Source organism: Spongiibacter sp., from assembly GCF_984394615.1.
Genome location: NZ_CFHTQA010000008.1, coordinates 23212 through 37243, shown reverse-complemented (window position 1 = coordinate 37243; position 14032 = coordinate 23212). Strand labels below are relative to the sequence as shown.

At 59.0% G+C, this 14032-nt stretch carries 16 protein-coding genes; 11 read left to right on the top strand and 5 right to left on the bottom strand.

Annotated elements, in window-relative coordinates; all coding sequences use genetic code 11:
• The first annotated feature begins 10 nt into the window (after window positions 1–10).
• The 3 genes from AC5DB9_RS04980 (at window position 11) to AC5DB9_RS04970 (ending at window position 3715) form a co-directional block, all read left to right on the top strand.
• Window positions 11–1699, top strand: coding sequence for a bifunctional protein tyrosine phosphatase family protein/NAD(P)/FAD-dependent oxidoreductase (locus tag AC5DB9_RS04980; protein WP_273009956.1), 1689 nt, complete (start codon window positions 11–13; stop codon window positions 1697–1699).
• Between the two features lie 79 nt (window positions 1700–1778).
• Window positions 1779–3515 carry a SulP family inorganic anion transporter gene (locus tag AC5DB9_RS04975; RefSeq protein WP_272990937.1) on the top strand — a complete coding sequence of 579 codons (1737 nt, stop codon included), beginning with the start codon at window positions 1779–1781 and terminating at the stop codon, window positions 3513–3515.
• Window positions 3512–3715, top strand: a complete 204-nt coding sequence (locus AC5DB9_RS04970) for a DUF2970 domain-containing protein (protein WP_022958969.1) — start codon at window positions 3512–3514, stop codon at window positions 3713–3715. Before AC5DB9_RS04975 ends, AC5DB9_RS04970 begins: the two co-directional genes overlap by 4 nt.
• On the opposite strand, the gene AC5DB9_RS04965 is transcribed toward AC5DB9_RS04970, so the two are convergent.
• A complete protein-coding gene (locus tag AC5DB9_RS04965) occupies window positions 3712–4134 on the bottom strand; it encodes a GNAT family N-acetyltransferase (protein ID WP_272990941.1) in 423 nt (140 codons plus the stop codon). The genes AC5DB9_RS04970 and AC5DB9_RS04965 overlap by 4 nt on opposite strands.
• Window positions 4131–4580, bottom strand: a complete 450-nt coding sequence (locus tag AC5DB9_RS04960; RefSeq protein ID WP_022958967.1) for an SRPBCC domain-containing protein — start codon at window positions 4578–4580, stop codon at window positions 4131–4133. Before AC5DB9_RS04960 ends, AC5DB9_RS04965 begins: the two co-directional genes overlap by 4 nt.
• 302 nt (window positions 4581–4882) lie before the next feature.
• Between AC5DB9_RS04960 and AC5DB9_RS04955 the strand changes: the two genes are divergently transcribed.
• The 8 genes from AC5DB9_RS04955 to AC5DB9_RS04920 all read left to right on the top strand — a co-directional run bounded on the left by AC5DB9_RS04955 (window position 4883) and on the right by AC5DB9_RS04920 (window position 12152).
• Complete coding sequence (locus AC5DB9_RS04955) at window positions 4883–5395, top strand: hypothetical protein (RefSeq protein ID WP_273009959.1); 513 nt, start codon at window positions 4883–4885, stop codon at window positions 5393–5395.
• Window positions 5286–5996, top strand: coding sequence for a DUF1214 domain-containing protein (locus AC5DB9_RS04950; RefSeq protein ID WP_286855236.1), 711 nt, complete (start codon window positions 5286–5288; stop codon window positions 5994–5996). Before AC5DB9_RS04955 ends, AC5DB9_RS04950 begins: the two co-directional genes overlap by 110 nt.
• 18 nt (window positions 5997–6014) lie before the next feature.
• A complete protein-coding gene (locus tag AC5DB9_RS04945; protein WP_272990948.1) occupies window positions 6015–7262 on the top strand; it encodes a sulfotransferase family protein in 1248 nt (415 codons plus the stop codon).
• 41 nt (window positions 7263–7303) lie between these two features.
• Entirely contained in the window at window positions 7304–8065 is a 762-nt protein-coding gene (locus tag AC5DB9_RS04940) for an SDR family NAD(P)-dependent oxidoreductase (protein ID WP_272990950.1), read from the top strand.
• Between the two features lie 11 nt (window positions 8066–8076).
• The gene (locus tag AC5DB9_RS04935) at window positions 8077–8907 is read left to right on the top strand and encodes an enoyl-CoA hydratase/isomerase family protein (protein WP_272990952.1); all 831 of its coding nucleotides are present in this window, start codon (window positions 8077–8079) and stop codon (window positions 8905–8907) included.
• A gap of 139 nt (window positions 8908–9046) precedes the next feature.
• A complete protein-coding gene (locus AC5DB9_RS04930; RefSeq protein WP_022958961.1) occupies window positions 9047–9442 on the top strand; it encodes a c-type cytochrome in 396 nt (131 codons plus the stop codon).
• A 9-nt stretch (window positions 9443–9451) separates the two neighbouring features.
• Window positions 9452–10840, top strand: a complete 1389-nt coding sequence (locus AC5DB9_RS04925; RefSeq protein WP_272990954.1) for a D-arabinono-1,4-lactone oxidase — start codon at window positions 9452–9454, stop codon at window positions 10838–10840.
• Window positions 10833–12152 carry a DSD1 family PLP-dependent enzyme gene (locus tag AC5DB9_RS04920; protein WP_272990956.1) on the top strand — a complete coding sequence of 440 codons (1320 nt, stop codon included), beginning with the start codon at window positions 10833–10835 and terminating at the stop codon, window positions 12150–12152. Before AC5DB9_RS04925 ends, AC5DB9_RS04920 begins: the two co-directional genes overlap by 8 nt.
• A gap of 191 nt (window positions 12153–12343) precedes the next feature.
• On the opposite strand, the gene AC5DB9_RS04915 is transcribed toward AC5DB9_RS04920, so the two are convergent.
• The 3 genes from AC5DB9_RS04915 to AC5DB9_RS04905 all read right to left on the bottom strand — a co-directional run bounded on the left by AC5DB9_RS04915 (window position 12344) and on the right by AC5DB9_RS04905 (window position 14022).
• Complete coding sequence (locus tag AC5DB9_RS04915; RefSeq protein ID WP_272990958.1) at window positions 12344–13102, bottom strand: DUF3800 domain-containing protein; 759 nt, start codon at window positions 13100–13102, stop codon at window positions 12344–12346.
• Between the two features lie 90 nt (window positions 13103–13192).
• Window positions 13193–13615, bottom strand: coding sequence for a GFA family protein (locus tag AC5DB9_RS04910; protein WP_272990960.1), 423 nt, complete (start codon window positions 13613–13615; stop codon window positions 13193–13195).
• A gap of 11 nt (window positions 13616–13626) precedes the next feature.
• Entirely contained in the window at window positions 13627–14022 is a 396-nt protein-coding gene (locus tag AC5DB9_RS04905; protein ID WP_272990963.1) for an MAPEG family protein, read from the bottom strand.
• Window positions 14023–14032 lie beyond the last annotated feature (10 nt).

Genomic DNA, 14032 nt, shown 5'->3' with positions numbered 1-14032 from the left:
AGGACTGACCATGGATTACAAACAACTCGATAACAATCTGACCGTCTCCGGCCAATTGACGGTCGACGATCTCACCGCGCTTGCCGAACGCGGCGTAAAAACCCTGATCTGTAACCGGCCCGATGGTGAGGGCGGCGATCAGCCCGGCTTCAAAGAGCTGGAAGCCAAGGCTGCCGAACTGGGTATTCAATGCCACTATCTGCCGGTGGTCAGCGGTCGCGTTACCGATGAAGACGCCGCAGCGTTTGGCGAGTTGCTGGCGGCCCAGACCGAACCCGTGCACGCCTACTGCCGCAGCGGTATGCGCTGCACCACCCTGTGGGCACTGAGCCGGGGCGAGCAAAAATCACTGACGGACATCGTCGATGCTGCCGCCAAAGCCGGTTACGACATGAGTGGTGTGGTATCACGGATTGCCGCCAAAAACGGCGGCGCGGAAGCCGAGGGCATGGCGACCTACGACGTGCTGATTGTCGGTGGCGGCGCGGCTGGCATCTCTACCGCCGCCAGCCTGAAAAAACGCTGCCACGGTATTTCCATCGCCATTATCGACCCCGCCGACACTCACTATTATCAGCCCGGCTGGACGCTGGTCGGCGGCGGCGTATTCACACCCGAGCAAACTGCGCGCAGCATGGCGTCGCTGATCCCCAAAGGCGTGGAATGGATCAAGGCGGCAGTAGCGGCATTTGATCCCGACCACAACACGGTCATTCTGGAAGGCTGTCGACTGCTGCACTACAAGCGGCTGGTAGTGGCCGCCGGGATCAAGCTCAACTGGGGCGCCATCGAAGGCCTGAGCGAAACGCTGGGCAAGAACGGGGTGACCTCCAACTACCGCTACGATCTGGCGCCCTATACTTGGGAGCTGGTGGAAAACCTCAAAGGCGGCAAGGCGCTGTTTACCCAGCCCCCCATGCCCATCAAATGCGCCGGCGCACCGCAGAAGGCGCTGTACCTGTCCTGCGACCACTGGTATCGGGAAGGCCGTCTGAACAACATCGATGTGGAATTCTACAACGCCGGTGCGGTGCTGTTCGGCGTGGCCGATTACGTGCCCGCGCTGATGAAGTACATCGACAAATACCAGGCCAAGCTCAACTTTGGCCACACGCTGACCCGCATCGACGGCCCCAACAAGACCGCATGGTTTGCCGCCAAGGATGATGCTGGTAACGATATCGAAGTCAGCCGCGAGTTCGACATGATTCACGTCGTACCGCCGCAAGTCGCACCCGACTTTGTTCGCAACAGCCCACTGGTAGACGAGGCCGGCTGGGTGGATGTCGACCAGAGCACACTGCGCCATAAAACCTACGCCAACATCTGGTCGCTGGGCGACGTGATGAATGCCCCCAACGCCAAAACCGCAGCGGCAGCCCGTATGCAGGCGCCGATCGTGGCCAACAATATTGCTGCCGACATCGCCGGTCGCGGCGACCAGATCTCCCACTACAACGGCTACGGCTCCTGCCCGCTGACCGTGGAGCGCGGCAAGATCGTACTGGCGGAGTTCGGCTACGGCGGCAAGCTGCTGCCCAGCTTCCCAAAATTCCTGCTCGACGGCACTCAACCCACCCGTCTCGCCTGGCTGCTGAAAGAGAAGCTGCTGCCACCGATTTACTGGCAGGGCATGCTCAAGGGGCACGAGTGGCTGGTGAAACCGGTCATCGGCGAAGACGCCCCGGCCAAGAAATAACCCACCCTGTTGCGCCACTCTCGTGGCGCTGTTTTCCCTTCGGGGATCAGGGTAATGCCATGCTTACGGAGAGGACCGCGTGTTGAAAGCCTCGCTCAGCCAATACTTCCCCATTCTCAGCTGGGGTCGTCAGTACAACCGCAGCCAGTTGGTCTCAGACCTGCTGGCCGCAGTAATTGTGACGATCATGCTGATCCCCCAGTCGCTGGCCTATGCTCTGTTGGCCGGGCTGCCGCCGGAGGTGGGACTGTATGCATCGATGCTGCCGCTAGTGGCCTATGGCTTATTGGGCAGCAGCAACAGCCTGTCGGTCGGCCCGGTGGCGGTCGCCTCGCTGATGACCGCATCTGCGGTGGGGCGGGTAGCCGAGGTCGGCAGCATGGGCTACCTCGAAGCCGCCACCTTACTGGCCGCATTCTCGGGCCTGTTCCTCCTCGGTATGGGTCTGCTGCGCATGGGCTTTCTGGCGAACTTCCTGTCGCACCCGGTCATCGCGGGCTTTATTACCGCTTCGGGCATTATCATCGCCATCAGTCAGGTTCGCCATCTGCTGGGCGTACAGGCCCACGGCGACAATCTTTATGAAATCGTCATGAGCCTGACGGAGCACCTTGGCGATACCAATTTCGCGACGCTGGCGGTCGGCGTGCCGGTGGTCATCTTTCTGTTCTGGGTGCGCAAAGGCTTGCAGCCCGTGCTGGAAAAGCTGGGCATGTCACCGTTCTCTGCTGCCATGGTCAGCAAAGCCGGTCCGGTGGTTGGCGTGGTGCTGACCAGTGTCGCCGCCGTGGTGTTTAATCTCGGCGATCGCGGTGTGGCGCTGGTTGGCAGCGTGCCCAGCGGCCTGCCAACGCTTTCGCTGCCGCCAGTGCACCACCCGGCCTGGCAGGAGCTGCTGATTTCCGCGATCTTTATTTCCATCATCGGCTTTGTCGAGTCGGTCTCTGTAGGCCATACACTGGCCGCCAAGAAGCGGCAGAAAATTTCGCCCAATCAGGAACTGATCGGCCTCGGCGCATCGAATATTGCCTCCTCAGTCTCTGGCGGCTACCCGGTCACCGGCGGCTTTGCACGCTCGGTGGTGAACTTCGACGCGGGCGCGGAAACCCCGGCGGCAGGTATGTTCACCGCCGTGGGCATCGGGCTGGCGGCGATTTTCTTCACGCCCTATCTGGCCTATCTGCCCAAAGCCACACTGGCCGCCACCATTATTGTGGCGGTGTTGTCGCTGGTGGATCTGTCGATTCTCAAAAAGACTTGGAACTACGGTTACTCCGATTTCATCGCCGTCGCCAGCACCCTGGTGGTTACCCTGATGGTTGGCGTAGAGGCCGGTGTTGCCTGTGGCGTATTCGCCTCGCTGGCACTGCATCTATACAAAACGTCCAAGCCGCATATGGCGGTGATCGGCGAAGTGCCGGGCACCGAGCACTTCCGCAATATCAACCGCCATCAGGTGGTGACCCACGAGGAGATCCTGTCGCTGCGCATCGACGAGAGCCTGTACTTTGCCAACGCCGGGTTTATTGAAGACCGCATCTACGCCCTGCTGGAGGAATACCCCAAAGCCAGACATGTGGTGATTATGGGCACGGCAATCAATGAAATTGACCTCAGCGCGCTGGAAGCACTGGAATCGATCAACGAGCGACTGGGCGAACAGGGCATTGCCCTGCACTTTTCTGAACTCAAAGGCCCGGTGACGGATGTGCTGGAGAAAACCGATTTCCTCAAGCACCTGAAAGGCCGTGTATGGCTGTCTCACCACCAGGCCATTGCCGGCATTCTGGCTGGTGCAAACGAGGAGCAATCATGAGCCAAGAACGCGTCAAACCCCTGAAGATTCTGCGCAATATCGCCTCCATGGCCTTTGGCGTGCGCAGCCGCAAAGGCATGGAGGAAACCGGCGAAGCCGGCAAGTTTCATCACTATGTGCTGGGTGCGGTGTGTTTCATCGCGCTGTTTCTGCTCACCGTGAACGGCTTGGTACGGCTCATTCTCAGCCAGGCGGGCTAGCTGCTCCGCATCAGGTATTCATCCTGTCCGGTCTGCGGATCACCCTGCTCCTGCACAACTAAAAACCCGCGGGAGCGGTAAAAGCGGGCACTCTTGGTATTCGACTTATACACCGCCAGACTCAGTGGCGCCCGGTGTTGCAAGGCGTCGTCGAGCAGTGCCGAGCCCACGCCCTGCCCCTGAAACACCGGATCGACAAACAGGGCCGCCAGCACATTTTCGCAGAGGGAGTAAAAGCCCTGGATGCGACCATCGTGCACAAGCACACGGCTCTCCGCGGCGGGCAGGTATACCGTCCGCATGTCCTCGACACGGGCCTCCCAATACGCGGCATCGATAAAGTTATGTGCCTCAATGGACGCCGCCAGCCAGATTCTCAGCACCTCGTCGCAATCATCGCTGCGATAATCCCGGATCATCCCTTCGCCTCCGCCGAGCGCTCTGACGCACGCGCAACAATGCCCAGGGTCATCTCGCGAAAACCGCGTCGCAACTGCGCCCCGAGCAACACACTCACCAGCGGCGCCAGCGGGCCCCGCAGGCAGAAGCGTGACTCGTAGTGGGAGGTGTTGGCGTTCAGTTCACTGAGGTAATGCTGGCGTGAACTTTCCAGCAGGCCCAGCGGCAGGCGAATACCGTATTCCAGAAACTCGCCCTCGCGATTGGCACGCACCGTTTCGGTCTGTGGCATGGCAAACCACGGCAGCACCCGGACCCGCATACGAATCGGACTGCCCACGGCAAAGCTGGAATCACAGGCCACCACAAAGGGGTTCCACTCCGGATAGTCATCCGTTTTACAGATAACCTCCCAAACCCGCTGGCGAGGTGCCCGGATGCGCTCCCGTTGCACAATTTGAAACATACGTTTTTGCCTTGGTTCACTTGCCTTGACACAGCAGGACACGCAAAAAGCGCGACGCAATAGTCAGGGTATCGACGATGGCTGAGCGCCAAATCCTATTTGAAGCGGCGCCACTATATCATGCGTAATTGCCACAGCCGTCCGCCGACTTTCCGGGCACCATTCCCTCAGGCTCATCCAAAAGGACGATGACCGGCGCTACGTCACACTCGTACTCTGCTATTTAACTTATGGCTTAATTAATTCATTCGTTACTCGCTCTGACAGCCATCAAGCCCACAACAATAACAGCGGAAGACGCCATGACCATCAGCACAGAAAGCCGCAGCGCACTGCGGGAATTAATTGATTTACTTGAAGAAATTGACCAGCGTTGGGCCGGTCCCGAATGGAATCTGCACAGCGAGGACGATGTCGCCGCCGCCCACCGCTCGCTGATGCATGTGCTGGAGGGCGGCCTTGCGACCATGTTTGAATCCGACGCCGCCTACCCGCGCTTTCGCCGCATTGTCACGCCGCAGCGCAAATTTACCGGCGATAACAGCGACGCCATCTACTTCGATACGCCGGTCAGCCCGGACTTCCAGTACGAGGTAAAGGGCTCTGAACCGCGCTGTCTATGTGTCGATCACCGTCGAGGTGGGCACCGAAGACGGCAGCATGGCCAGCCGAACGGCGGGCGTAATCAACGATACCCAGTTCGATGTGGATGCCGACGGCAACTTCACCCTGCGCGTGGGTGGCGAGCCCGCCGAGCGCAACTGGCTGCCGTTGCCGGAGGGCGCCTCGCGGCTGACCACCCGGCACTATTTTGAAGAAGCGCAGTGCGCAGCGGGTAACCCCGCCCGGGAGCCGGTACTGTCGATTCGTCGACTCGATCAGGCACCGCCACCGACTGCCCCCAATGACGAGAGTATTGCAGCCGGCATTCGCCGCGTTGCCGGGTTCGTCCGCAGCCGCACACTGGGTATGCCGCCCATGGCGAACGCCGACAATCCGGCCTTTGTCTCGATTGTGCCCAATGCCTTTCCCAAGCCGGTTAAACCCGGTGATTTCGGCTTGTCGGCCTTCGACGCCGCCTACTCCATGGCGCCCCATTTCCTGGGCCCCGATCAGGCACTGGTCATCACCGGGCGCTGGCCGAGCTGCCGCTTTGCCAACGTCAACCTGTGGACCCGCCACCAGCAGACTTTCGATTACGAACACCGGCAGGTGTCACTGAATCGCGCCCAGACCGAAGCGGATGCCGACGGCAACTTCCGTATGGTCATCGCGCACCGCGATCCGGGGGTGCCTAACTGGCTGGATACCGAAGGTCGCGCACTGGGCATCGTGTTCTGGCGTTTCTTTCTGCCCGAAGGCGATATCGACACCCCGCAGGCCGACGTCGTCGACATCGACAGCCTGTCATCCTGAGCAGCGGAGAAAACCAACGTGAACGCGATCGCCCCCAAACCGCCTTTTCCCATTCGCGCGCTCAACCATCTGGGCCGCGGCTTTGCCAGTCTCGGCTTCAAAGGCAAGCCGCTGGACGCCGGGCAGCTGATCGACGAAGCCTGCCGCAAATTCAAGCTCAGCGACTTTGGCCCCGGCCCCTTTACCGAGGGCATGGACGCGCTGATCGAGTCACTGGAAAACGAAGCCGCGCTGACGCCACTGGTCCGCCAGATGGCCCGCGCCGACATCATCAAAGCGCTGGGCGTGCAGCTTCAGGTACAGGACTGGTTCAACCGCTACCCGGAAATTGCCGACGAGAAAATTGAAGCGCCACTGATCATCGTCGGGATGCCGCGCACCGGCACCACCATTCTGCACGAACTGATGCAGCTCGACCCGGACAACCGCCTGCCCCTCACCTGGGAAGCCGACGCACCCTGTCCGCCGCCGGAGACCGCCAGCTATCAAAGCGACCCGCGCATTCGCGCCGCCGCCAAGGAACTGCGCTTCAGCCACTACCTCATTCCCGAGGTTACCAAGATGCACCGCATGGGCGAGCAATTGCCTCAGGAGTGCATCATCCTCACGCGGCACGCGTTTCACAGCATGGTGAATTCCACCATTTACCGCATTCCCGGCTACCAGCATTGGCTGAGTCACGAGGCCGATATGGCTCCCATCTACCGCTACCACCGCCGCCTGCTGCAACTGTTGCAGTGGCGCTGTCCCGGCAAGCGCTGGGTGCTGAAATCCCCCGGCCATCTCTGGCATCTCAATGCACTGCTGGACGAATACCCGGACGCCAAGCTGATTCAGACCCACCGCGACCCGCTGAAAATTGCCTCATCGATGGCGTCCATGCTGCCTACGCTGCGCTCAATGGGCAGCGACGATATTCGCCCTCTGGAGATTGCCCGGGAATGGGCCGACAACAATATGGAAGCGCTGGACAATTCCGTGGTCGTTCGCCAGTCCGGACGCATTGCCCCGGAGCAGATAGTGGATATTCAGTTCAGTGAGTTCATGGCGGATCAGGCGGGCGCCGTCAAACGCATCTATGACGCCTTTGAGCTGCCCTTCAGCGAGACCTTTGCCGAGAGTATTCGTCGCTATATCGCCAGCAATCCTCACGACAAAGATGGTGGTCATAAACACCGCTTCGAAGACAGTGGCCTCGACTACCAGACCGAGCGTAAGCGCTGCCAAAGCTATCAGGACTACTTCGGCGTCACGTCAGAATTTTAAATCGCCGCCTCAACGCCCAATCACCCAGAAGAGGAAAACACATGTATCAACTGGACCTCAGTGGCAAGGTCGCACTGGTCACCGGTGGCAGCCGGGGACTGGGGCGCGCCATGTGCTTCGGGCTGGCCAAAGCGGGCGCCGATATCGTCGTTGCCAGCCGCAAGCAGGAGGCCTGCGAAGCGGTTGTTTCAGAAATCATCGGTATGGGGCGCCGGGCGATTGCCGTCGCCGCACACACCGGCGACTGCGACAGTCTCGACGCACTGATCGACACCGCCATCACCGAGATGGGCAAGGTGGATATCTTGATCAATAACGCCGGTATCAATCCGGCCTTTGGCGGCTTGTCGGAACTGGCGCCGGCCATGTTCGACAAGATGGTGGACGTCAATCTGAAAGGACCGTGGTACCTGGCATCACGGCTGGCACCGCACATGGCGGAAAACGGCGGCGGCAGTATTGTTAACGTGATGTCGGTAAGCGCCCTCAAGCCCAGCGCCTTGATGGGCTTCTATGCCATGACCAAGGCCGGGCTGGAAACACTCACCAAAGTCATGGCGGCCGAATGGGTCGCACAGAATATTCGTGTAAACGCGCTGGCGCCGGGCAGTTATATGACCGATATGCTGAGCAACAGCTTTGGTATTCCCGGCTTTGAAGAAGCCACGCTGAACAGCAATGTGCAGAAGCGCATCGCCGATGCGGAGGAAATCGTCGGCCCCCTGCTCTACCTGGTGAGCGATATGGGGGCCTACACCACCGGCAGCACCGTGGTGGCCGATGGCGGCTTTATGGTGTCTTGAGGAGCAGTACGATGTCGAACGAGCCCACCTTTGATTGCCTGCGATTAGAGCGTCCTGCCCCGCCCGTCGTGCGGCTGGTATTGAATCGCCCCGACGCCCGCAATGCGCTGAACTGGCAACTCATTCGCGAACTGAAAACCGCTTTCGAACTCATTGATCGCGACAACCAATGTCGGGTGGTGATTCTGAGCGGCGCCGGTAAATCCTTTTGCGCCGGACTGGACCTGCTGGACCAGAACAACCCCGACAGCCTCCGCGCCACCATCGGCGATATCAAGGCGGGCAGTCGCAGCGGCATGCGCGCTCAGGAATATATGGCCGAAATTGCCCTGCTGATGCGGCGTATTCAACAGCCGATCATCGCCGCGATTCACGGCCATGCCTACGGTGGCGGTCTGGCGCTAGCGCTGGCCTGCGACCTGCGCATTGCCGCCGAGAGCGCCACATTCTGTACCCAGTTTATTCGCCTCGGAGTGTCCGGCTGCGACTTCGGTGTCAGTTACACCCTGCCGCGCTTGATTGGCGGCAGCCGTGCCCACGATATGATGCTGACCGCCCGCGTCGTCGACAGCCATCAGGCGCTGGACTGGGGACTCATTACGCGACAAACCAGCGACGCCGAGCTGCGCGATGCGGCCACCGTACTGGCCGAAAGCCTCTGCGATTTCAGCCCCTACGGCCTGATCTCCACCAAACAGGCAATGTGGGAAAACCTCAACGCCACCTCGCTGCAACAGGCGCTGATGCTGGAAAACCGCAACCAGATTCTCAATGGCCTCAGCGGCGATGTTGAGGAAGCGGCCGCAGCCTTCTTCGAGAAACGCAAGCCGCGCTTTGACTGATCTTGTCATGACAAGAAACGACACAGACTTGCAATTGGCGTGCATTCCCGTATGTAATCAAAGTTTCTGGTGAAAACATAAGGATATGGCACGGGGAATGCAGATTGCCCGGCCACCACCTCTGGTAAAAGGTACTTCAATGATACGCCCTGTATTCCGCTCACTCTCCCTTGTTTCCATTGCTGTTCTCGCGCTGACCGCCGCCTGCTCAAAGGCCCCGGATAACAGTGCCGCAACAACCGGCACCACCGGCAATACCACTGCGGCTGTCGACAGCAAGCGGCTGATGCCCACCGACCCCGACACCAAATCGCTGTACATTCAAAGCTGCTATAGCTGTCACGGGACCGGCGCGGCAGGCGCACCACGCACGGGCAACAGCGGGGATTGGGCACCGCGACTGGCCAAGGGCATGGACACCCTGCTGGATCACACCATCAACGGCTTTAACGGTATGCCTCCGCTGGGAATGTGCATGGACTGCGGCGAAGAAGAATTTGTTGCCCTTATTAATTTTATGGCCGGCCAGGAATAACAGCCCCTAATGAAACGACGCGACTTTAATAGAGCGAGCCTGCTCTCGGCCCTGTTTGCTGGCCAACTGACCCTGAAACCTCTCCACGCCTTGGCAGAGAACGATGGCAAAGCGGCCAGCAGTGCACGCCGCATTCCCTGGCAGAACTGGTCGGGCTATCAGAAGGCCAAGCCCGCCGCGCGGCTCAGTCCGAAAACCGAGGACGAGCTGGCAGAGCTGCTGAAAACCAGCGAGTTGACCGTGCGCCCGGTAGGCGCCGGTCACTCCTTTACGGCGCTGGTGCCCACCGACGGCAGCATTCTCTCAACACGCCACTTCTCTTCGGTGGAGGCACTGGACCGCAACCGTGCCCGCGTCGGTGCCGGCGTGAAACTCGGGCAACTGGCCGGACAGCTTAATGAACTGGGGCAGGCCCTGCCCAATATGCCCGATATCAACCAGCAGACGGTGGCCGGTGCCTTCAACACCGGCACTCACGGCACCGGCGCCAACTTTGGGGCCATGCACAGCTACGTGGAATCGCTGCGACTGGTCACCCCGCGCGGCGACATTCTGGACTGCAGCCGCGAACAGAATGCGGATATTTTCGATGCCGCCCGCGTCTCGCTGGGCAGCCTTGGCGTTATCACCGAATACACCCTGAAGAATGTCGAGCCCTACAAGCTCAAGCTGCGCACCGAGATGCGGCCCATCGAAGAAGTGTTCGATAACTTCCACGAGCTGGCGAATAATCACCGCAACTTCGAGATGTACTACATCCCGCACTGCGACTACGCGCTGGTCATTACCACCGACCTCAGCGACGAGCCAGTGAGCCCCCGCGGCGAAGACACCGACAATGATTCGGTGCGCGACCTGCAGAAACTCCGCGACTACACCGCCTGGTGGCCCGGCCTGCGCCGCAAGCTGGTCAGCAGTGTGGCGGCCATGACCGAGCCCACCGAAAGCGTCGACTGGTGGTGGAACATCTACCCCTCTGATCGCGCGGTGCGTTTCAACGAAATGGAGTATCACCTGCCCCGCGAGGCCATCGTGCCCGCCCTGCGCAAGGTGCGTGAAATTGCCGAGACCCAACACCCCGATGTGTTTTTCCCGGTCGAAGTCCGCGTCGTGCAGGAAGATGATGCCTGGTTAAGCCCCTTCTACAAACGACCCTCTGCGTCGCTGGCGACCCACCGCTACTACGAAGAAGACTTCCTGCCTTACTTCAAATCCATCGAGCCGATTTACCAGCCAATGGAAGGCCGCCCCCACTGGGGCAAACTGCACACGCTGGATGCCGCCACACTCGCCGCGCGCTACCCGCGCTGGAAAGACTTTAACGATATTCGCCAGAGCCTCGATCCCAAGGGTGTGATGCTCAACGACCACCTGCGAAAGGTATTTACCGATGTCTGATGCACCGAGCAATCCCAGCCGTCGCCGCCTACTCTGGGCCGGTGGCGGCCTGGGCGCACTGATCGCGGGAGGAGCCCTGCTGCGTCCGGGCGATCACGGTGGCGCGCATACTCCCTACTTTCTCGCCTTGCAGGCGGCGTTGGCCGAGGCCGGTCTCTACCGGCCGACACTGGTCATCGACAAGGCCCGGCTCGACAGCAATATCGGCAAGCTCACGCAGCATATCAACGGCAATTTTGACTACCGCATCGTCGGCAAATCCCTGCCCAGCCTGCCGCTGATCAATACCGTTCGCGCTCAGACCGGCACTGATCGGGTGATGGTATTCCACCAGCCGTTTCTCAACCTGCTGGCCCGGGACATGCCCGACGCCGAGCTGCTGCTGGGCAAACCCATGCCGGTGAAAATGGCTCAGCGCTTTTATGAGTTTCACCCCGCGGACTCGGCATTTCAGCCCGACCGGCAACTGCAGTGGCTGATCGAAGGCCCGGAGCGCCTGCAGGAATATCGCCAGCTCGCTCAGGCCTTGCAGCAGCCCATGCGCATCAATCTGGAGCTGGATGTCGGCCTGCACCGCGGCGGCTTCACCGACGCTCGGGACGTCGCCAAGGCCATTGAGGTACTGCAGGCTGATCCACTGCTCAGCTTCTCCGGGTTTATGGGCTACGAGGCCCATGTGTCGAAAATGCCGGGCATTGTCGGCGGCCCACCGAAGGCGCTGGAGGCGGCTATGGGCTTTTACCGCGACTGTGTCGCCGCTGCGCAGGACGTGCTGAAAGACGCTTTCGACCCCGCCACCCTCACCCTGAATGCGGGTGGCAGCTCAACCTATCAGATGTACCAGCCACAGATGTTCGGCAGCCCGGCACCCTGTAACGAACTCGCCACCGGCTCGGCGCTGGTCATGCCCACCGACTTCGACGTGCCCAGCCTCAACGACCATGTCCCCGCTGCATTTATCGCCACCCCGGTGATCAAGGCACTGGATAAGACCCAAATTCCCGGCCTGGAAAGCGCCGCCGGTCTGCTCTCTGCCTGGGATCCCAACACCGCCCGGACGTTCTTCACCTACGGCGGCTACTGGAAATCCCGACCGGAATCCCCCGCAGGCTTACAGACCAACAGCTTGTTCGGCCGCTCCACCAACCAGGAAATGCTCAACGGTTCGGAAAGCGTTCAACTGAAGCGGGATGACTTCGTATTTCTGCGCCCCTCACAAAGCGAGTTTGTCTTCCTGCAATTCGGCGACATTGCCGTGTTCGACGGCGAGCATATCAGCGAGGTTTGGCCGGTATTTCAGCAGGGCGCCTGACTATACGTAGCGTATATTTTTTGTAAATATTTGTTTTTATATTTTCCGACAACAAGGTATCCAGCGACTACAAAGATAAGGCAACTACCAACTTGACTTTTACTGTCTGAACGGTAGCATTCCAAGTGAATCTGAACGTCGACTCAATCGGCTAGTAGGATTCATCCGGGGCCTTTTGGCCCCTTTATTTTTTATAGCCTTACTATCCCCTCTGGATCCATGCTTGATGCCGCCTTACAAAGCACTGGATCAAGCCTGTCGAAAAACCTATGTGCTGACTTCTTCTTAATGTAAGAAGACGGTGAAAGCTTTTGATATAGTGAAAATGCAATTACATCGGCAGCTTGTACTAAGTATAAATCTCTAGAGTCTTTAAAAAAAGGATCTTCCACTAAGTTTCCAATCGTTAAATTTCGGTAGCCTCGGCCATAGATGCCTTGATTAGGTACTGGGTTAAATTTTCTCATTTTTCTGAGAAGTCCCTGTACTTTTTTGACATCGGTATTATCGGGAATAATCATTCCTCTATCATCAGCATTTGCCGGACCGGAGAAATTTCTATAAGACATCGTGTTTGAAAACCTCTGAATCAAAGCTTCCCAAGCCCTGACCATAACATCATAGTCTTCCGCCTTGCCTTCTTTATCAACAACGACATTGATGACACTCACATCTGGCATTCCGGCGATTTCATTCAAAAAATACTTGATAATCGTTAGGCGATCATTTCTCTTTATACGAACCAGATCTCCTGGATTATTGATCATATGCGCAGAATGAATCTCTTCTCGCATAAGCAAACCAAAGCTATTCCTCATCCTTTTTCTAAATTCAATTATCCTCTCCAGAAATTCACTCCACCTCAACTCATGAACGACAAGACCAGACAGGGTAAAGTATCGGGTAGGACTGTTCTTTAAACCACAATCACCGCTTTCATCTACATACATGAAATACATAACCATCCCTGTTATTAGCTAAGTTTTAAGTAACGAGTATAGCCACAAAATTTCGCCAAACAGGGGAGGCGGAAGGCAACGCTAGCCTATCCCCACATCGGGAAACCACAGCAGCATCCAGCGACGGGTCTTCTCATCCGCCGACAGCTGCTTGGGCGATACCGGCTGTGGCGCGGCAAATACCGGTGGCAATACCGCCGCATTCACAGTGCCATAGCAGCTACCATCACGCTCATAGCAGGCCCCCATCAGCACACCGCATCGGCCGCAGAGCAGCATGTCGGCCTCTTCGGCACCCTGCCGGTAGCGGTTCAGCACCGCCCCCGACTGCACTGTAAAGCGCAGCTGCCCTTTCGGGTCAGAGAGGTACGAGGCGCCGTGCAAGCGGCAGAAATCACAGTCGCAGGCGCGGGGAGAATAGCGTTCAGCAGCGCCGCTAAGCTGCACGCTTACAGCAATATCGCCGCAGTAACAGCGCCCGCTTAGCGCGTGAGGACCCGCCATCTGATAGCGGCCTACACAAAGGCCATATTCAGTACCACCGCCGCCAATATCAGCCCGGTGATATAGGTGCCGACGGCGCCGATAAAGCGCATGGGATTGGGCAGAGCGAGGCTGCGGGTGCCAATAATGCCAATCACAATCAGCACGCGGCAGGCGGTGGCAATCACCATCGTCCACATCACCCAGGCAGCGATCTGGCCCTGGCTGGCAATATACATCAGCAGCATCAGCGCCGGTGCGTATTCGATGGTATTGGCGTGGGCGCGCACCGCTTTGTGCAGCGGGTCTTTGGGATCGCTCGGACAACCACTGCCCGCGCGGGCGCGGGTGCGTGCCACGCTCACATTGACGCCCAGTACAAAACACAGGGCAGCAAGTATCGCGATGCAGATTAGCGGGACATTCATTGAGTGCTCC